This window comes from Thalassovita sp. (assembly GCF_963691685.1).
Classification (GTDB): Bacteria; Pseudomonadota; Alphaproteobacteria; order Rhodobacterales; family Rhodobacteraceae; genus Thalassobius.
In genome coordinates this window covers 4,101,890-4,120,559 of sequence record NZ_OY829290.1, presented here as the reverse complement: position 1 = coordinate 4,120,559, position 18,670 = coordinate 4,101,890, and the positions used below count along the sequence as shown (strand labels likewise).

General features: G+C 60.7%; 21 protein-coding genes. 13 read left to right on the top strand and 8 right to left on the bottom strand.

From position 1 onward, the window contains the following. Nucleotides 1–11: 11 nt before the first annotated feature. Nucleotides 12–1,313: an acetylornithine deacetylase/succinyl-diaminopimelate desuccinylase family protein gene (locus ACORLH_RS20005; RefSeq protein ID WP_321832857.1), complete on the bottom strand. Its 1,302-nt coding sequence runs from the start codon at nt 1,311–1,313 to the stop codon at nt 12–14. Between the two features lie 185 nt (nt 1,314–1,498). Between ACORLH_RS20005 and ACORLH_RS20000 the strand changes: the two genes are divergently transcribed. Further along, a complete protein-coding gene (locus ACORLH_RS20000; protein ID WP_321830092.1) occupies nt 1,499–2,071 on the top strand; it encodes a PAS and helix-turn-helix domain-containing protein in 573 nt (190 codons plus the stop codon). 109 nt (nt 2,072–2,180) lie between these two features. Continuing rightward, a complete protein-coding gene (locus tag ACORLH_RS19995; protein ID WP_321830090.1) occupies nt 2,181–3,014 on the top strand; it encodes a class I SAM-dependent methyltransferase in 834 nt (277 codons plus the stop codon). 12 nt (nt 3,015–3,026) lie between these two features. Here ACORLH_RS19995 and ACORLH_RS19990 read toward each other — a convergent pair whose 3' ends face one another. After that, a complete protein-coding gene (locus ACORLH_RS19990) occupies nt 3,027–3,419 on the bottom strand; it encodes a VOC family protein (RefSeq protein WP_321830089.1) in 393 nt (130 codons plus the stop codon). Nucleotides 3,420–3,562: 143 nt separating this feature from the next. Here ACORLH_RS19990 and ACORLH_RS19985 point away from each other — a divergent pair, with 143 nt between their 5' ends. Beyond that, nucleotides 3,563–3,955, top strand: coding sequence for a GFA family protein (locus tag ACORLH_RS19985; RefSeq protein ID WP_321830088.1), 393 nt, complete (start codon nt 3,563–3,565; stop codon nt 3,953–3,955). Nucleotides 3,956–4,019: 64 nt separating this feature from the next. Here the strand turns inward: ACORLH_RS19985 and rpe are convergent, their stop codons facing one another. Further along, nucleotides 4,020–4,703, bottom strand: a complete 684-nt coding sequence (gene rpe / locus ACORLH_RS19980; RefSeq protein ID WP_058242381.1) for a ribulose-phosphate 3-epimerase — start codon at nt 4,701–4,703, stop codon at nt 4,020–4,022. Between the two features lie 23 nt (nt 4,704–4,726). After that, the gene (locus tag ACORLH_RS19975; RefSeq protein ID WP_321830087.1) at nt 4,727–5,689 is read right to left on the bottom strand and encodes a class 1 fructose-bisphosphatase; all 963 of its coding nucleotides are present in this window, start codon (nt 5,687–5,689) and stop codon (nt 4,727–4,729) included. A 186-nt stretch (nt 5,690–5,875) separates the two neighbouring features. On the opposite strand from ACORLH_RS19975, the gene ACORLH_RS19970 reads away from it, so the two are divergent. The 4 genes from ACORLH_RS19970 to ACORLH_RS19955 all read left to right on the top strand — a co-directional run bounded on the left by ACORLH_RS19970 (nt 5,876) and on the right by ACORLH_RS19955 (nt 9,648). Beyond that, a complete protein-coding gene (locus ACORLH_RS19970; RefSeq protein ID WP_321830085.1) occupies nt 5,876–6,700 on the top strand; it encodes an IclR family transcriptional regulator in 825 nt (274 codons plus the stop codon). Nucleotides 6,701–6,922: 222 nt separating this feature from the next. After that, the gene (locus ACORLH_RS19965) at nt 6,923–7,303 is read left to right on the top strand and encodes a hypothetical protein (RefSeq protein ID WP_321830084.1); all 381 of its coding nucleotides are present in this window, start codon (nt 6,923–6,925) and stop codon (nt 7,301–7,303) included. 95 nt (nt 7,304–7,398) lie between these two features. Beyond that, nucleotides 7,399–8,784 carry a leucyl aminopeptidase family protein gene (locus tag ACORLH_RS19960; RefSeq protein ID WP_321830083.1) on the top strand — a complete coding sequence of 462 codons (1,386 nt, stop codon included), beginning with the start codon at nt 7,399–7,401 and terminating at the stop codon, nt 8,782–8,784. 3 nt (nt 8,785–8,787) lie between these two features. Beyond that, the gene (locus tag ACORLH_RS19955) at nt 8,788–9,648 is read left to right on the top strand and encodes a C40 family peptidase (protein WP_321830082.1); all 861 of its coding nucleotides are present in this window, start codon (nt 8,788–8,790) and stop codon (nt 9,646–9,648) included. A gap of 25 nt (nt 9,649–9,673) precedes the next feature. Here ACORLH_RS19955 and ACORLH_RS19950 read toward each other — a convergent pair whose 3' ends face one another. The 3 genes from ACORLH_RS19950 to paaZ all read right to left on the bottom strand — a co-directional run bounded on the left by ACORLH_RS19950 (nt 9,674) and on the right by paaZ (nt 13,099). After that, a complete protein-coding gene (locus ACORLH_RS19950; protein WP_321830080.1) occupies nt 9,674–10,606 on the bottom strand; it encodes a 3-hydroxyacyl-CoA dehydrogenase NAD-binding domain-containing protein in 933 nt (310 codons plus the stop codon). A gap of 13 nt (nt 10,607–10,619) precedes the next feature. Then, nucleotides 10,620–10,964 (bottom strand): DUF2794 domain-containing protein, encoded by a 345-nt coding sequence (locus tag ACORLH_RS19945; protein ID WP_058242503.1) that lies wholly within the window; start codon nt 10,962–10,964, stop codon nt 10,620–10,622. 113 nt (nt 10,965–11,077) lie between these two features. Continuing rightward, nucleotides 11,078–13,099: a phenylacetic acid degradation bifunctional protein PaaZ gene (gene paaZ, locus ACORLH_RS19940; protein ID WP_321830078.1), complete on the bottom strand. Its 2,022-nt coding sequence runs from the start codon at nt 13,097–13,099 to the stop codon at nt 11,078–11,080. Nucleotides 13,100–13,252: 153 nt separating this feature from the next. Between paaZ and paaI the strand changes: the two genes are divergently transcribed. The 6 genes from paaI (at nt 13,253) to ACORLH_RS19910 (ending at nt 18,007) form a co-directional block, all read left to right on the top strand. Further along, the gene (gene paaI, locus ACORLH_RS19935; RefSeq protein ID WP_321832856.1) at nt 13,253–13,678 is read left to right on the top strand and encodes a hydroxyphenylacetyl-CoA thioesterase PaaI; all 426 of its coding nucleotides are present in this window, start codon (nt 13,253–13,255) and stop codon (nt 13,676–13,678) included. Nucleotides 13,679–13,729: 51 nt separating this feature from the next. After that, the gene (gene paaK, locus ACORLH_RS19930) at nt 13,730–15,040 is read left to right on the top strand and encodes a phenylacetate--CoA ligase PaaK (RefSeq protein ID WP_321830076.1); all 1,311 of its coding nucleotides are present in this window, start codon (nt 13,730–13,732) and stop codon (nt 15,038–15,040) included. Further along, nucleotides 15,041–15,616: a TetR/AcrR family transcriptional regulator gene (locus tag ACORLH_RS19925; RefSeq protein WP_321830074.1), complete on the top strand. Its 576-nt coding sequence runs from the start codon at nt 15,041–15,043 to the stop codon at nt 15,614–15,616. It begins immediately after the preceding gene. 120 nt (nt 15,617–15,736) lie between these two features. After that, on the top strand, nt 15,737–16,174 hold the full coding sequence (locus ACORLH_RS19920) for a cytochrome c (RefSeq protein WP_321830072.1): 438 nt from the start codon (nt 15,737–15,739) through the stop codon (nt 16,172–16,174). 65 nt (nt 16,175–16,239) lie between these two features. Next, nucleotides 16,240–17,352, top strand: a complete 1,113-nt coding sequence (locus ACORLH_RS19915) for an S-(hydroxymethyl)glutathione dehydrogenase/class III alcohol dehydrogenase (protein ID WP_321830070.1) — start codon at nt 16,240–16,242, stop codon at nt 17,350–17,352. A 79-nt stretch (nt 17,353–17,431) separates the two neighbouring features. Continuing rightward, nucleotides 17,432–18,007, top strand: a complete 576-nt coding sequence (locus ACORLH_RS19910) for an ATP-dependent Clp protease proteolytic subunit (protein ID WP_321830068.1) — start codon at nt 17,432–17,434, stop codon at nt 18,005–18,007. On the opposite strand, the gene ACORLH_RS19905 is transcribed toward ACORLH_RS19910, so the two are convergent. Beyond that, nucleotides 17,995–18,627, bottom strand: a complete 633-nt coding sequence (locus ACORLH_RS19905) for a TetR/AcrR family transcriptional regulator (protein WP_321830067.1) — start codon at nt 18,625–18,627, stop codon at nt 17,995–17,997. The genes ACORLH_RS19910 and ACORLH_RS19905 overlap by 13 nt on opposite strands. Between the last annotated feature and the right edge of the window lie 43 nt (nt 18,628–18,670).

The window sequence follows — 18,670 nt, the reverse complement described above, 5'->3', positions numbered from 1 at the left end:
TCTCCCTAATCTCAGGCCGCCGCCTCTGGTTTTGCCAGCAGGTCAATCAATGAACGGCCCATTACCTTGGCAGAGTCGATCATATCTTCGACTCCGACGTATTCGTCCGGCTTATGCGCCAGATCCAAAATGCCTGGCCCATAGGCGATGCAATTGTGCAGTTTTCCGATGCGATCAATGTGCTTTTGATCGTAAGTGCCCGGCGACACGACATATTCTGCCTCTTTTCCCATGGTCTCTGCAATTGCTTTTGCCACGGTTTGCACAACCGGTGCGCTTTTCTCGGTCATGGTGGGCAGGACCCGGTGCAGTTCTTTAACATCATAGCGGAAGTTGTCGCGGCTCTCTTCGACGGTGCGCAGAACCTGCATAACTTCCTCTTGGACCTCGTTGATATCCTCTTCGATGAGGAAGCGGCGATCGATGATCATGCGGCAGCTGTCCGGCACGCAAGGGCTTGGCAGACCGGTGAAATCTGGGTCCTGCTCCGCCTGACCGCCGTGCATTGAATTGATGTTGAGCGTGGACTGTTTGGCGCCTTCCGGCACCACCGGCATGTCGGTGCGTTTTTGTGCCAATGCGGGGAACAGGCTTTCCTCCATTTCATTGACCACTGCGCCCATATGGCGCACCGCGCAATCGCCAAGGAAGGGCATGGAGCCATGGGCGATTTCGCCAAATGTCTCAATCTCGGCCCACCAGACGCCGCGGTGGCCAAGGCAAATCCGGTCTTTGTTCAGCGGTTCAGGGATGATCACATGCTGCACCCGTTCCGGCGCAAAGAAGCCCTTTTCGGCCAGATAGGCCACGCCGCCAAAGCCGCCGGATTCCTCATCCGCGGTGCCGCTGATCTCAATCGCGCCGTGAAAGTCAGGGCAGATCGCCAGAAACGCCTCGGCCGCCACGATGGAGGCCGCCAGCCCCCCCTTCATGTCACAGGCGCCCCGGCCGTAGATCTTGCCATCCTTAAGCTCACCGCCAAAAGGATCCGTCGTCCAGCCCAGCCCGACGTCGACGACGTCGATATGGCTGTTGAAATGCACACATTCGCCCGGAAACTTCCCCTCACGGCGGGCAATGACATTCCAACGTGGGTATTTTTCGCTGTCACCGGGTGCGCCATGAGCGCGCACCATTTCAATTTCGAAACCTTTTGCGGCCAGTCGTGTTGACAAATATTCGCATATCTCTCGATAAAACTCACCGGGAGGGTTCAGCGTTGGAATGCGGATCAGGTCTTGGGTCAGCGCGATCAAATCATCGCGCCGGTCTTCCAGTTCTGCATAAAGACGCTGCGCCAGATGCTCAGCCATAGGGTTTGAGGCCGCCTTCGGGGCGGCGTCTGCCGAGGCAGAGAGAGGGGAAATAGACGTACGGTCACTCGATGACATTTAGGGGTCTCGTCTCTTGAACTTGGTATGGAAACTATGCTTTACGCGAACTTACGGTGCCAATACCGTACCATAACGGTGTCCGCACCGTATCACACTGGTGACCTATGAAAGACCTAGAACAACTTGCCTTTGACCAAGCGCCGATGGGGCTGGCGCTGACCGAAAACCGCGTGATCCGCAGCTGCAACCAAAGCTTTGCTGAAATGTTCGGCTATGAGAAAGAGCAGCTGATCGGCCAGAGCTTCCGTTTGCTTTACGGAACCGATCAGGAGTTCCATCAGGTGCGTGACATCGGTCTGGCGCCGCTGCGCCAGTCGCACCCTTACACCGATGAACGGATCATGCGCTGCGCCGATGGCAGCCGCATTTGGGTGCGCTTCCGCGCCCGCACGCTGACCCCTGAGGATCCGCTGGCGCAGATCGTGCTCAGCTTTGCACCGATTGATCAGAAGCCCACCGGCCCCAGCCTGACCCCCCGCGAACGCGAGGTGCTGATGTGGCTCAGCCGTGGCCGCACCAGCAAAGAAATTGCGCAGGTGCTGGAACTGTCGCCGCGCACCATCGAAGACGTCCGCGCCCGCCTTCTGAAGAAGTTTGAGGTCAAAAACGTCGCCGTGCTGCTGGCCCGCCTGTCGGGGTTCAACGGTGAACGGGACCCGGGGGAGCCAAACCCCTAAAGGCTTAATATGTCCGCGGCCTTTGCGCGTTGCGGACATTTTCCCCGAAGCGGGGCAAATCTGTGGTAGTATCGGAGCGATCACTCAAACGCATTTGAGGAGGTCCCCCATGTCTATCAAAAGCCCGGCATCTGTGAGGCACGGTGATCAGAGTTTCACCGGCTCGATCCCTGATATCTATGACGACTATATGGTGCCGCTGAAGTTTCAGGTCTGCGCGGTGGATATGGCCCGGCGTGTGGCCGCCCTTGCCCCCTATCGGGTGTTGGAAACTGCAGCGGGCAGCGGTGTGGTGACCCGCGCGCTGGCGCCGCAGCTTCCGGCGGGGGCACGTTACACGGCCACGGATCTGAACCCATCAATGCTGGAACGGGCAAAATCACAACAGCCCCATGCCGATCAGCTGAGCTGGCACACAGCGGATATGATGGAACTGCCCTTTGAGGATCGCAGTTTCGAGGTTGTCTGCTGTCAGTTTGGCGTCATGTTTCTGCCGGACAAGTTGCAGGGCTACCGCGAAGCGCTGCGGGTCCTGGCGCCGGGCGGGCACTATGTGTTCAGCGTCTGGGATCACATTGACCACAATGATTTCGCCCGCAGCGTCACGGCCGCGGCGGCACGGGTGTTTCCCGATGATCCGCCAGACTTCATGCCCCGGATCCCACATGGCTACCACGATGTAGCGGCGATCAGCGCCACCCTGCGTGAGGCCGGGTTCAAAAAGGTCGAAGCTGCCATGCTGATTGCCGAAGGCCGCGCTGATAGCGCCGCAACAGTGGCCAAAGCGTTCTGTCAGGGCAAGCCACTGCGCAATACCATCGAAGACCGCGGTGCGGATCTGGATCACGTCACCGCGCGTATCGCGCAGGATCTGGAACGTCAGTTGGGCAAGGGGCCGGTGCGTGGCAAATTGCAGGCGCGGGTTTTCACGGCTTCAGCGTAGCCCAGGCCGGGCTCAGGGATTTTTCCGGGTGCTGGGATCGACGGAGATGTTCAGCTTGTTGCCGTCCAGATCGCGCACATAGGCCCCGTAATACTCAGGATGATAATCGCGCGGGCCCGGCGCCCCTTCGTCACTGCCCCCAAGCGCCAGCGCTTTGGCGTGAAAGGCATCTACCTCGGCCTTGTTGGCGGCGTAGAACATCACCTGCGTGCCGTTGCCATGTGTGGCAGGATCGCGGTCATAGGGCAGCAGCACAAACAGGGTGATTTTGTCATCTGCGCCGGCGTAGCCCAATTCGCGCGGGACGGTCAGGGCGCGTGACATGCCGATCGTGGCCAGCAGCGCATCATAAAACTGACCTGCAGCTTCCAGATCATTGGTTCCGATACATACGCCTGACAGCATTGTCGCCTCCGGTGGATTTCTTATGCATGCCATCCGTGCCGCAAACGCTGCGCCTCTGCAAGCGGGCAGGTCGAAACACTGTATTGAGAAAGGTCAGGTGTTCACGTATTGTTCTTCCTCATTTCAAGTGAGAGGAGAGGGCAATGATTGCCGGAAGTTGTTGTTGTGGCGCGGTTAAATTTGAATTGAGCGAAGCGCCGAAGATGATGGGCACCTGCCATTGCACACGCTGCCGCAAGCTGGGTGCCAGCGCCATCGTGTTTGTGCAGAAAGAGCATCTGAGCTGGGTGCAGGGCAAGGAAAACGTCGGCCTCTACCAACCAGAAGCGCCTTACAAATACCCCCGCTGTTTTTGCAAAACATGCGGCAGTTCGCTGGGCGAGATTCTGTCAAAAGAGGATAGCTTCCCCATCGCGGCAAACGCGCTGGACACGGATCTGCCGCTCAGCAATCAGTTCCACGAATTTGTCTCGGAAAAACCGTCTTGGCTGATCATCGGGGATGCGGCCAAACAGTATGAGGGCCACCCCGGGTGATAGTCCGCCCCGGTAATCAGATCGGTGGCCCCTGCGGTGGGGCCACCAGAGTATCTTGTCCAGATCAGCCCTGAACAGCGGCTTTGATGGCGCGGATGTTGTCGCCGTAAGGCGCCGGGTTTGAGACCGAGCCCCCTTTGAACACGGCGGAACCCGCCACCAGCACATCGGCGCCTGCTTCGGCCACCAGCGGGGCGGTTTCCGGGGTCACGCCGCCGTCGATCTCAATATGGATCGGACGGTCGCCAATCATAGCCCGCAGCTTGCGCACCTTCTCAACCTGGCTGTGAATGAACTTCTGGCCGCCAAAGCCGGGGTTCACGGTCATGATGCAGACCAGATCCACCATATCCAGCAGGTATTCCACATCATCCAGACCGGTGGCCGGGTTCAGCGCCAGACCGGCCTTGCAACCCGCGCCGCGGATCGCCTGCAGGGTGCGGTGAATGTGGGGGCCGCTTTCCAGATGGGCGGTCAGGATGTCGGCGCCTGCATCGGCAAAGGCGTCGATATAGGGATCCACCGGCGCAATCATTAGATGCACGTCCATCACGGTGTTGATGTGCTTACGGATCGCTTTGCACAGCGGCGGGCCAAAAGTCAGGTTGGGCACAAAATGCCCGTCCATCACATCCACGTGGATCCAGTCGGCGCCCTGCGCCTCGACGGCTTCGATTTCCTGACCAAAGTTGGCGAAATCGGCCGACAGGATCGATGGGGCGATTTTCAGGGAACGGTCAAAACTCATGGGGTTTCTCCGGGAAAGAGGGGTTATTCGCTGAGATCGTGGTGATCGGCCACGCGCTGTACCTTATGGGCCGAGCCAAAGACCAGCGGGATACGGCCGTGCAGGGTCTCGGCCTGACGGTCCAGGATCGGGGTTTCACCGTCGGTGGCATGGCCTTTGGCCTGTTCGATGATGAAGGCAATGGGCGCACATTCATAGACCATGCGGAGACGCCCATTTTCATAACCGGGCCGGGCGTCACCGGGGTAAAGGAAGATGCCGCCACGGGTCAGGATCCGGTGGGTTTCCGCCACCAGTGAGCCGACCCAGCGCATGTTGAAATCCATGCCGCGCGGGCCGTCTTTGCCTGCCAGACAATTGTCGATGTAGTTGCGCACCGGGGTGGTCCAGTGGCGGTAGTTGGAGGCGTTGATGGCAAACTCTTTTGACGTTTCCGGCACGCTCATCGCTTTTTCGACCAGCACAAACTCACCCTTGGTCGGGTCCAACACATATTGCTGGGTGCCCTCGCCAAAGGTCACCACCAGACAGGTTGCCGGACCGTAGAGGATATAACCGCCGCAGATCTGTTCCGAGGCTTTGCGCAGGAAGCTTTCCTCGGCGCCGTCCTGGGCCTCAAAGATCGAAAAGATGGTGCCAATCGACACATTCACGTCGATGTTGGAGGAGCCGTCCAGCGGATCGATGGCCAGCGCGTACTTGCCGCTTTCTGAGGTCAGCAGCGCATCTTCCTGTTCCTCAGACGCATACCAGCGCACGTCACCACCGCGCAGCGCCGCCTCAAACATATCGTCGGCCAGTACATCCAGCGCCTTCTGGCCGTCGCCATCGCTGTTTTCACCAACCTGTGCCGCCAGCGACTGGCCCAGACCAGCGCGGGCAATGATGGCAGCGACCTCAATCGAGGTGGCGCAGAGCGCGTTGATCGTGGGGTAAAGCGCGGCTGGAATAAGGTCGGGCGAAATGACGTTGGCCTGGCGGGTCATGATCGGGTCCCATTGCTGAAGGATTAGATGAGGCTGCTATCTCAGAGATTTGCGCCTGCGTCCAGATTTCACACCGAATTCGCGGCATTTTTGACCGGAATCTCAGATCCAGCAGCGCCTTGCGCGCCTTATGCCCCTATGCCACCCTATGTTGCGGGAAACACCAGACGGTAAACAGGACAGCAAATGCGCAAACGAATGGCTGACACGGCAACAGCCGAGGGCGAAGACCTCAGCAATGATCGCCAGTTCGTCACCGCGCTGCAGCGCGGGCTGGATATCCTGCGTGCCTTTCGTCCGGCTGATCTGGACGGTCTGTCCAACCGCGAAATTGCCGAACGGACCGGCCTGCCAAATTCCACCATCTCGCGGCTGACCTATACGTTGCTGAAGCTGGGCTATCTGACCTATGCCGACGGCACCGGCCGCTACAAGGTGGGGCTGCCGGCGCTGAGCCTCGGCTATGCCTGTCTGGGCGGTATGAAAATTCGCGAAGCCGCATTGCCCCATATGCAGGAACTGGCGGACACCTGCGGCGATGGGGTGCTGGTAGCAATGGGCGGGCGCGATGAGCACGCGATGACCTATCTGGCGGTGGCACGTTCGTCCCGGGCGATGATTTCGCTGCAGCTGAATGTCGGCTCACGCATTTCGCTGGCGCGTTCTGCGATGGGCCGGGCCTATATCGCGGGCTGCGCCGCCGAAGAACGGGCCCGGATCATGGCGATGATCGAAGATCGCACCGACCCGGCCAATTGGCCGCAATTGCGTGATGGCATTGACGAAGCGGTGGAGCAGGTCGCGACCCGGGGCTTTTATGCCAACCTTGGCGAATGGCAGTATGATGTGAACGCCATCGCCGTGCCCTATCGGTCCCCGCATGGCGATACGCCCATGCTGGCCTTTAACCTTGGCGGGCCATCCTACATGCTGCCCGGTGAACGCTTGTTGGAGGAGTTTGGCCCACGTCTGGTGGAGATGAAGGCCAAGATTGCCCGCACCGGCGTTTAGGCAGGCGCCTGGTCTCGGCATTGACCTGCGTGTTTGGGCCGGGGTTATCCAACCCCTTCAGGGCCTTGCGATATTGCCAAGAAGTTTCACGGTATCTGACGCAGCTTTGAACCGAATTCGAAACACATCCCTGATCCCCCATAAACCTTTTGGGAACCCTGCGCGGTCACACTGGCACTGCCGTGGGGGCAGACCGGCCGGGTTCGACCGAAGGGGAAGACAGTGGATGAGATTATCAGATTAATCCCGCAGGAACGGGTGCAGCTGAATGCGCGCGAGGTGATGCAGCTTTATACCGATCTGGGGCCACACGGCGCGGAGGATGTGCTGTGCCGGGCCATGGCGGATCTGGCGCAGCGGCTGCAGCGATGTGAGGCCCTGTTTCGCAAAGGTGAGACACAGCAGTTGCGTAAACAGGCGCGTGCCCTTGCCGCCGTAGCGCGTCAGATTGGCATGGCCTCTTTGGCTGCGGTGGCAGGCCACCTGATGGAGGCGGTGGATCGCGGTGATCCGGTTGCGCAGGCAGCCACCTTGGCGCGGTTGCTGCGCCTCGGCGCGCAATCGCTGCGTGAGATATGGGATTTGCAGGATCTTTCGGTTTAAGTCACCGTCTTGCGGGGCAGGGGGCTTGCAGGTCCCGGTGGAAGGGCTAGGCTGGCGCAAATTATTTTATTGCCCTGCCGTGAAAGGACCGCGCCATGTCCCCTCGTTTCGCCACCCAAGCCGATGCGCCCATCGCTGTGCATCTGGTTGACGCCGAAGGGCTGCAATCCTGGATCGATCAACAACCGGCACGGCTGCAGACATGGGTGCGTGGCAGCGGGTTTAAACCCGCCCTGGGCAAGGTGCTGCTGATCCCCGGCGCCAGTGGCGCGGTGGAAGAGGTTCTGGTGGGCTACGGCACGGCCGCTGCCCGCAAACGCAGCCGGTTCCATCTGGCCGCCGCGGTGCCTGCGTTGCCCGAAGGCGCGTATCAGATCGCCTCGGGCTTGTCCTCTGACCTGGCCGAGCAAGAGGCGCTGGGCTGGCTTTTGGCCTCTTACGGCTTTGATCGTTACGCCGGCAGCAAACCGAAACCTGTGACACTGGTCGCACCGGACGGGGTGGACGCCGCCAAGGTTGAGGCGATTGCCGCAGGGGAATTCCTGACCCGCGATCTGATCAACACCCCAGCCAATGACATGGGCCCGGAGGAGTTGGAAGCTGCCGCAACCGCCTTGGCCACGCAACACGGCGCGACGATTAAGGTCACCCGTGGGGAGGATCTGTTGACCCAGAACTTCCCGATGATCCATACGGTTGGGCGCGCCAGCGACCGCGCCCCGCGGCTGATCGATATGCGGTGGGGCGAAAGTGGCCCCAAGCTGACCCTCGTGGGTAAAGGCGTGTGTTTTGACACGGGCGGTCTGAATCTCAAACCCGGCGCCAGCATGGGGCTGATGAAAAAGGACATGGGCGGCGCGGCCACGGTTCTGGGACTGGCCCAAATGATCATGGCGCTGGGCCTGCCGCTGCAACTGCGGGTGCTGGTGCCTGCGGTGGAAAATGCGGTCTCTGGCAATGCCTTCCGCCCCGGCGATATCCTGCCGTCGCGCAAGGGTCTCAGCGTTGAGATCAACAACACCGATGCCGAGGGGCGCCTGGTGCTGGCCGATGCACTAGCCTATGGCGCCGAAGAAAACCCCGACATGATGCTGTCGATGGCGACGCTGACTGGCGCTGCGCGGGTGGCAGTTGGCGCCGATCTGGCGCCGTTCTTCTGCGATGATGATGCAACCGCCAACCGCTTGATGCAGGCCGCGACCACGGTGGCAGATCCGCTGTGGCGCTTGCCGTTCTGGGATCCCTATGAGGCGCAGATTGAACCGGGCATCGCTGATCTGGACAATGCGCCCAAGGGCGGCTTTGGCGGGGCGATCACCGCCGCCCTGTTCCTGCGCCGCTTCGCTGGGGAGGATGTGAATTACAGCCACTTTGACGTTTACGGCTGGCAGCCAAGCGCCGCGCCGGCCCGTCCCAAGGGGGGCGTCGGCATGGGCGCGCGTGCCCTGTTGGAGGCCCTGCCAGATCTGCTGGAGCTTTGATCGATGACCACGCTGACCAAGGACCGCCGCCAACTGCCCGCCAACGCCCGTGTCGCAGCCAGCAAGCTGAAAGGCCTGATTGAGGCGCCGCGATTTGTTGAGGGGGATACCCGGATTGTCGCGCGGCCCGTGGTGGACCTGTTGAATGCGCCGCTGGGACGGCGGGAACGTCAACTGGTGCTGGGCGAACCTGTGATGCGCTATGAAACGCGCGATGGTTGGTGTTTCGTGCAATCCCTGCGCGACGGTTACGTGGGCTATGTGCAGGCGCAGGATCTGGAAGATCGCCGCGCCCCCACCCACCGGGTTATTGCCAAATCAACCCACATCTATTCTGAGCCAAACTTCAAATCGCGCGAACGCATGGCGCTGAGCCTCGGCTCGGGCCTGTCAGCGCGGGGTCAGGAAAACGGCTTCCTCGTGGTGGCGGATGGCTTCGTGCCACTGATCCATTTGCGCGACGCGGGCGCGCGGGACCATGATATGCTGACGGTCGCGGAACGCTATCTGGGCACGCCCTACCTTTGGGGGGGCAACTCCATTTGGGGGATCGATTGTTCCGGTCTGGTGCAGGCGGCCTGCCTGTCCTGCGGGATTGACTGTCCCGGTGACAGCGACCAACAAGAGGCCGAGCTGGGCCGCGCCCTGCCAGAGGGCACCCAGCCGCGCAAAGGTGACCTGCTGTTCTGGAAAGGGCATGTGGCGCTGGTGGCGGGAAAGAACCGAATTCTGCACGCCAATGCGGGCAGCATGACCACCACCTACGAAGATATGGATGCCGCGATTGCCCGGATCATCGCCGCTGGGGATGGTCCCGTGACATCGCATAAGCGCCTGCCACGGCTCAAGAAACCGGCTGTCTGATATTGCCTGACCCTGATGGGCCGGCCTAGACCGGCAGGTCCTGCTTCAGCTTGGCAAGGGCGACTAGGGCGGCGTCACGGCTGGATTTCAGCGCCGCATCATCGACCTCAGCCAGCGATGCATCCAACTGGCTCACCATCGTCTCAATCAAGTCGGGCGTCAGTGCGGGTGTGCCCAGATCTTTCCAGCGTTCGGCCTGCGTCGGGCCGAGGTGATCCAGATAGTGGCGGTAGCCACCGGGCCCGCCGCCAAGATGATAGATCAGATGCGGCCCCATCAGGGCCCACCGCATACCGGGCCCATAGGCGATCGCCTTGTCCACATCCTGCACCGTGGCGATGCCTTCCGCGACGATGTTCACCGCCTCGCGATAGAGCGCTGAGGTCAGGCGATTGGCGATATGACCGGGGCGTTCTTTCTGCGCAATGACGGTGACCCGATCCATGGCGTCATAAAACTGCTGTGCGGCGGCAATTGCATTCGGATCCGTATGGTTCCCCGCAACCAGCTCAACCAATGGCACCAGATGTGGTGGGTTCATTGGATGGGCGACCAGCACCCGTTCGGGATGGTGCGCCCCCGCCTGAATATCGCTGGCTATCAGCGAGGAGGTGGAGGAGGCAAAAATCGCTTCTGGTCGCAGCGTGGTTTCAGCCTCGGCCACCATGGCGCGTTTGACCTCAATCCGGTCAGGGCCACAGTCCTGCACCAGATCGGCGTCCTGACAGGCCTCAGCGATCGATTGGCTGAACTGCAGCGCGTCCCAATTCGGGGTCTCAGGAATCGCCGCCAGCGCCGCCAGATGCGGCCAGGCCTCTGTGATCAGCTGGCGGCAAAAGCCTTCGGCCTCAGCCCGTGGGTCCGCTATGGCCACGGTCAATCCGCGTGATAGGAACAGCGCGGCCCAGCTGGCCCCGATAAGGCCACCGCCAAGAATGGCAACTTTCTGAATTTGCATGGAAATGTCCCCGTCAGTCGATTGCGCGGATCAGCTTGCGTTCCAGCCCGCGTAGAACGGTTTTCAGATCATTGCCGCGCTTCAGCACCTGCCCGTCCATCGAAATCACGCAATATTGGCCCTGTTTCAGGCGCAGTTTCGGGTGTTTCTCAATCCGGTAGAGCGGGTTCTCAGCGGTGCGGCGAAAGATCGAAAAAACCGCCCGATCCCGCAGGGCCGAAATGCCGTAATCGCGCCATTCGCCAGCGGCCACCATCCGCCCGTAAAGCGACAGGATTACGGCCAGTTCGGTGCGATGAAAGGACACCTGCTCCGGCACAGGTGGGCGGGGAAAGGGTGTCGGCTGCTCGATATTCATAAAGCCAGAGTCGCGCTGATTGGCGACGAAATCAAGCCCCACGAGGCCCCAGAACGCCCCGGAGTGCTATGGGCGGCAGGTTTCCCAGCCGCCCCAGCTGTATTGTTGGCCGTTTAGCGTTCGTAGGCCACCATGGTCAGTAGCTCATATTCCGCCACCTGATCGCCGTCCTGATTGGTCAGTGTCGCGTTCCAGGCAACTTCACCATATTCATCCGTACGTTGGGTCTTGCGCTTGGCGGTCAGGCGCACCTTCACGCTGTCACCAGGGCTGACCGGTTTCTGGAAGCTCAGGCTGTTAAGGCCGGTGTTGGCCAGAACCGGACCGGGATCGGGCTGCACAAACAGGCCCGCCGCGAAGGACAACAGCAGATAGCCATGTGCCACACGGCCGGGGAAGAAGGGGTTCGCCACTGCGGCCTCTTCATCCATATGGGCGTAGAAGGTATCGCCGGTGAAATGGGCGAAATGCTCAATATCCTCCAGCGAAATGGTGCGCGGATCGGTGTGGATCGTCTCGCCAATCTGGATTTCGCGGAAGGTGCGCTGGAACGGGTGGCTGGGGCCGGTCAGTTCCGCCGCGCCTTTGATCCAGGTGCCGGTGATCGCGGTCAGCACGTCCGGGCTGCCCTGAATGGCGGTGCGCTGCATGTAGTGCAAGACGCCGCGCACGCCGCCCAGTTCTTCGCCGCCACCGGCGCGGCCGGGGCCGCCGTGGATCATATGCGGCAGGGGCGAACCATGGCCGGTGGCTTCATCGGCGGAGGCGCGGCCCATCACGTAAAGGCGGCCATGCCAGGCGGCAGAGGCCAGCGTGACCTCGCGCGCAATGGCGGGATCATTGGTGAACAGGGACGCAACCAGCGAACCGCCACCCCGGTTGGCAATCTCCGCCGCATGGGCGGTGTCGCGGTAGGGCAGCAGGGTGGAGACAGGGCCAAAAGCCTCTACCGAATGTACCGAAACGGCGCTGTCGGGATCATCACAGGCCAGCAGGACCGGCGGCAGGAAGGCGCAGGCGGCCAGATCGGCCGGCAGGCTGTCGGGATCGCCATGCACCACGCGGGCCTCTTTTTTCAGGATGGCGAGCTTTTCCAGCACGTCGGCCTTCTGCCCCAGTGAGGCCAGCGCGCCCATGCGGTTTGCCTTGTCCGACGGATCGCCAATGGTCAGCGCGGCCAGCTTGGTGCCCATGGCCTCAATCACAGCGTCCAGCTGGGTCGCGGGCACGATCAGCCGGCGCATGGCAGTACATTTTTGCCCCGCTTTGGTGGTCATCTCGGCCACGGCTTCCTTCACAAACAGCGCAAACTCGGGGCTGTCCGGGGTGGCATCAGCGCCGAGGATCGCGGCGTTCAGGCTGTCCTGTTCGGCGACAAACCGGGTGGAGTTTTCCACCAGCTTGGGGTTGGCGCGCAGCATTGCGGCGGTGTCGGCGGAACCGGTGAAGCTGACCACATCCTGCGCGGTCAACCGGTCCAGCAGATCACCGGTGCGGCCCACGATCAGCTGCACGGCCCCTTCGGGCAGGAGGCCCGAGTCGATGATCATGCGGAAACAGGCCTCAGTCAGGTAACAGGTCTGGGTGGCCGGTTTCACAATCGCGGGTACACCGGCCAGCAGGGTCGGGGCCAGCTTTTCCATCATGCCCCAGACGGGGAAGTTGAACGCGTTGATATGCACCGCAACCCCTTGCAGCGGAACGGCAATATGCTGCCCCAGCAGGGTGCCGTTGCGCGACAGCTGTTCCACATCGCCGTCCAGATAGACATGTCCGTCCGGCATTTCACGGCGGCCTTTGGAGGCGATGACAAAGGTTGTGCCGATGCCGCCGTCAATGTCGACCCAACCGTCCCGTTTGGTCGCGCCGGTCATCGGGTTCAGCGCATAAAGTTCGTCTTTGCGGCCATCCAGATAGGTCGCCAGTGCCTTCAGCATCTTGGCGCGCTGGTGGAAGGTCATCGCGCGCAGGGCAGGGCCGCCTTTGCTGCGGGCGAAGTCCAGCATCGCCTGCATGTCCAGCGTAGAACCACCCGCGCGGGCGATCAGCTCACCGGTAACAGGGCCGGTGATTTCAGTGGCGTTTTCGCCGGGGGCGACCCATTGGCCGCAGGCGTAGCTTTCAGGTGTCAGCATCTCGCAATCCTTTCGAAACCCGCATCGGGCATTTGCCCTAGCATGCGCCAGATAAATTCAGATTTCAACACTATTGACCGACCGGTCGGTTTTGTGCAGGGTAGAGCCAAGGAAGAGGAGCCTTAGATGACAGATCCGATCACTGACCGTGAGATCACCGCCGAGGACCGGGCAGCGCGTTCGGCGCAGGTCATGTGGTCCACCGATCAGGCCAGTCAGGCCTTGGGGATGGAGATCACCGCGGTCAGCCCGGGTGGCGCGGTTCTGACCATGCGGGTGCGGGATGAGATGCTGAACGGCCACGGCATCTGTCATGGCGGCTATATCTTCACGCTGGCTGACAGCGCCTTTGCCTTTGCCTGCAACAGCTACAACCAACTGGTTGTGGCACAGGAAAACACCATCACCTATCTGGCCCCCGGTCAGCCGGGTGAACTGCTGACCGCAACGGCGGTGGAACAGTCCAAAACTGGGCGTTCGGGCGTTTACGATGTGACTGTGACCGGTGAAGACGGCCGTAAGGTGGCGCTGTTTCGCGGGCTGTCACGGCAGATCAAAGGCCAGCATTTCGAGGAATGAGAATGACCCTGCACTGCGTGGAGGCGGTGCGGGATATTTGGAGGACTACCCATGAAAGATCTCTCCCCCAAGCCGGGTGATCTGGAACATATCGAAACCGCATCGCGTGATGAGATTGCCTCGGTGCAATTGCAGCGGATGAAATGGTCGCTGCGCCACGCCTATGACAACGTGCCCTTCTACAAGAAGGCCTTTGATGAGGCCGGCGTGCATCCTGACGATCTGACCTCGCTGGCGGATCTGGCCAAGTTTCCCTTCACCGTGAAACAGGATCTGCGCGATCACTACCCCTTTGGCCTGTTTGCTGTGCCGCGGGATCAGATCGCACGTGTCCATGCCTCCTCAGGGACCACGGGGCAGCCGACGGTGGTGGGTTACACCAAAAACGATCTGGAGATGTGGAACGATGTGGTGGCGCGATCGCTGCGCGCCTCCGGCCTGCGGTCGGGTGATGTGTTGCACAACGCCTACGGCTACGGATTGTTCACCGGCGGTCTGGGCATTCACGGCGGCGCCGAAAAGCTGGGGCTGACCGTTGTGCCGGTCTCAGGCGGGATGACGCAGCGCCAGGTGCGCTTGATTGAGGATTTTCAGGCCGATGGCATGACCGTTACGCCGTCCTACGCGCTGTCGATCCTTGATGAATACGCCAAACAGGGCCGCGATCCGCGCGAAAGCCCGTTGAAGGTGGGGATCTTTGGCGCGGAGCCCTGGACCAACGCCATGCGCAAGGAAATCGAAGACGCCTTTGATATGCACGCGGTGGACATCTACGGCCTGTCCGAGGTGATCGGCCCCGGCGTGGCCAACGAATGTGTGGAAACCAAAGACGGGCTGCACATCTGGGAAGATCACTTCTACCCCGAAATCATCGATCCTGAGACCGGTGAGGTGCTGCCAGATGGCGAACTGGGCGAGTTGGTCTTTACCTCCCTGACCAAAGAGGCCTTCCCGATCATTCGTTATCGCACCCGGGACCTGACCCGTCTGTTGCCCGGCACAGCGCGTTCGATGCGCCGGATGGAGAAAGTTACCGGCCGCAGTGATGACATGATCATCCTGCGCGGTGTAAACGTCTTCCCGACCCAGATCGAAGAGCAGCTGATGGATGTGCCCGCCCTTGCGCCGCATTTCCAGATCGAACTGAGCCGCCCGGACCGTATGGACCTGATGACGGTGCATGTGGAACTGGCCGAAGGGCTGAGCGCCGACGCGCGCGACGCCGCGGCCAAATCCCTGAGTGGCAAGGTGAAGTCCAATGTCGGCATCTCGGTCAAGGTGAATGTAACGGAACCGGGGCAGGTGGCGCGCAGCGAAGGCAAGGCCGTGCGTATCGTCGACAACCGCCCCAAGGAGAGTTGAATGGCGCGCGGACTGGCACGCGATCACGATGAAAAACGCGCAGCGCTCCGCAAGGGCGCTGCAGCTTACTTTGCGACCCATGGGTTTGACCGTGCCTCAATGACCGGCGCGGCCAAATCCTGTGGCGTGTCAAAGGCGCTGATCTATCACTACTGGGCCTCGAAAGAGGACCTGCTGTTTGACATCCTTGATGAACATCTGAGCGACCTTGTTGAGGTTGTCGAAGGGCAGCGCGGTGCCGGGATGGGTGGTCTGATTGCCGCCATCCTTGAGGAATACGCCGGTGCTGACGCGGAACATAAACTGCAGCTGGACGCGCTGGGTGTTCTGCCGGAAGACAAACAGAAACCGCTGATTGGTCTGCAGCTGCGGCTGGTGGATATCATGTCTGACACAGTAATTTCTGTGGCCCCGGATTTGCAGAACAACCCGGACCGTCTGCGCGCCGCCGTGATGAGCGTTTTTGCGGTTCTGAACTGGTTTTACATGTGGCACCGCCCGGGCAAAGGGTTGAGCCGCGAAGCCTATGCTGAACTGGCGACCGACTTTGTGGTGGGCGGTCTGCGGGCACTCTGACCCGGGATAATCTGGCGGATTTCGAACACTGAGGGATGCACAATGGCGTGCGTCCCTTTTTAATATCTTCATTTTGCGGCGAAATCTCATAGTCTGGTCGAAACGATACAGAGGTTCGCCATGAAGATCACAGCCCTACCCCTCGTTCTGACATTGGGATTGGCCACTGCCGCCTTGGCACATGAAGGGGTCAGTGACCCGCAGGTCAAATCCCGCATGATGGTCATGGAAGAGATCCGCATCAACATGGGCGCGATCGGCGGCATGGCCAAAGGCAAGCTGCCCTTTGACGCCAAAAAGGCCGAAACGGCAAAGTCCAAACTGCTGAAAGCCTCGGCCAAGGTGCAGCCTGCGTTCAAACCGGCCGCGCAGGACCCGGCCAGCGAAGCCGCCCCCGCGATCTGGAGTGACTGGGACGGTTTTTCCGCCAAAGCGGTCGCTATGGACGTAGCCCTAGAGGCGCTGGATACCTCATCATTGGAGTCATTGAAGGCCGGCCTTGGCGCCATTGGCCAAAGTTGCGGTGGATGTCATAAAGTCTACCGTATCAAGAAGTGACCCTGTAAACGGGCACCAGAACGGGCCGCTCAACCGCTGCCCGAAATTGTCGCGGGAGGGATAAAATGCGTACAAGAGCCGCTGTTGCCGTAGAAGCAGGCAAACCGCTGGAAATTATGGAAGTGAACCTTGAAGGCCCGAAAGCCGGTGAGGTTCTGGTGGAAATCAAGGCCACCGGCATTTGCCATACAGATGAATTTACCCTGTCGGGCGCCGATCCTGAGGGCATGTTCCCCGCCATTCTGGGCCATGAAGGCGCCGGTGTGGTGCTGGAGGTAGGCCCCGGTGTCACCAGTCTGAAACCGGGCGATCATGTGATCCCGCTCTACACCCCGGAATGCCGTGAGTGTGAATACTGTCTGAACCCGAAAACCAACCTCTGCCAGTCGATCCGTTCGACCCAGGGCGCGGGTGTGATGCCTGACGGGACCAGCCGCTTCTCGATGTTGGATGGCACGCCGATCCTGCACTACATGGGCTGCTCGACCTTCTCAAACCACACGGTTCTGCCCGAAATTGCGCTGGCCAAGGTGCGCCCCGACGCACCCTTTGATAAGATCTGCTACATCGGCTGCGGCGTCACCACCGGCATCGGTGCGGTGATCAACACCGCTAAGGCCGAGATCGGCAACCGTTCGATCGTCTTTGGTCTGGGCGGCATTGGTCTGAACGTCATTCAGGGCCTGAGCATGGCCGGTGCGGATCAGATTGTGGGCGTGGACATCAACCCCGGCAAAGTCGAGATGGCGAAAAAATTCGGCATGACCGATTTCGTGAACCCGACCGAGGTCGAAGGTGATCTGGTGGGCCATCTGGTGGAACTGACTGGCGGCGGTGCAGACTACACCTTTGACGCCACCGGCAACGTGCAGGTGATGCGGACCGCGCTGGAATCGGCGCACAAAGGCTGGGGGGAATCGATCATCATCGGTGTGGCCCCGGCGGGCGCCGAAATCTCCACCCGTCCGTTCCAGCTGGTCACGGGCCGCAGCTGGCGCGGCACCGCCTTTGGCGGCGCACGTGGCCGGACCGATGTGCCGAAAATTGTTGATTGGTACATGGACGGCAAGATTGAGATCGATCCGATGATCACCCACACCATGGGTCTGGAAGACATCAACAAAGGCTTCGATCTGATGCATGCCGGCGAATCTATCCGCTCGGTGGTTGTGTACTGATCTTTCCCAACCGGAAAACTGCCCTACGTCGAAATGCGTCGCCCCTCGGGCGGCGCATTTGTGTTTAGGGAGCATTCACATGAGTAAAGACACCGACAAGAGCGAGGAGGGCGGGGGCGCCTTTGCTTCGCTGTTTCTCAAAAGCCGCAGCGTGCTGGTCACGGGGGAGATCAACGACAAGCTGGCAAACAAAGTGGTTACGCAGCTTTTGGCACTGGCCGAAGAAAGCGACGATCCGATCAACATGTTCATCTCATCCCCCGGCGGTCACGTCGAAAGTGGTGACATGGTGCATGACATGATCAAGTTCATCACCCCCAAGGTCCGCACCATCGGATCCGGCTGGGTGGCCAGTGCTGGCGCGCTGATCTTCATCGGGGCAGAGAAGGAAGACCGCTACTGCCTGCCCAACACCCGTTTCCTGCTGCACCAGCCCTCAGGCGGGATTGGCGGTCAGGTGACTGATATGCAGATCCAGGCGGAACAGATCCGGATCATGCGGGAACGGTTTGACCACCTGTTTGCCGCAGCCACAGGCCAGACCCCTGAAAAGATCAGTGCAGACACCCAGCGGGATTTCTGGCTGACCACCGATGAGGCGGTGGCCTATGGGTTGCTGGATAAGGTGATCGAACGGGCGGATCAGCTGGGCTGATCTACGCCGTAACGGGCAAGGAACGTGTCGACCGCACCACTGGCGATGCGATCCATTTCGGCATCCGAAAACGTTGATTGGATGCCGAACACCATCTGGGTGAACAGATCCGCCTTGCACAGTTCCAGAAACTGGTCCGCAGCCAGGGTCATGTCGTCAATCTGCATCTCCCCTTCGGCAACGGCGCATTCGAAATATTCGATCATCTTGGCGCGGCCATTCATTGGCCCACTTTTGTAAAAGGCCCGCCCAAGTTCGGGGAACCTGTCGGCCTCGGCAACGCAGATGCGGAAGACGCGTTGAGAGAAGGAGGAGGTCAGGATGCGGATCATCTGCCGCGCTGCCACCGTCAGGATTTCGCGCGGTGCGCCGTCGAAATCCGTCAGCTCCACCACCTCTTCGGCCTGGCGCTGGCATTCGCTATTGGCGACCTCAATGAACAGCAGCCGCTTGTCAGGGAAATAGCTGTAGAGCGTCGCCTTTGATACGCCTGCCGCCTTGGCGATGTCATCCACTGAGGCGCCGGAAAACCCATCTGCCATAAACACTTCACGTGCACCCTGCAGGACCTGATCAAACTTACGTCCGGTGCGAATGACTTCTTTGACAGCTTGCGACATGTGGGTCCTTTTGGCGGGGCCCGAGACTGACCAAGATGCGTCG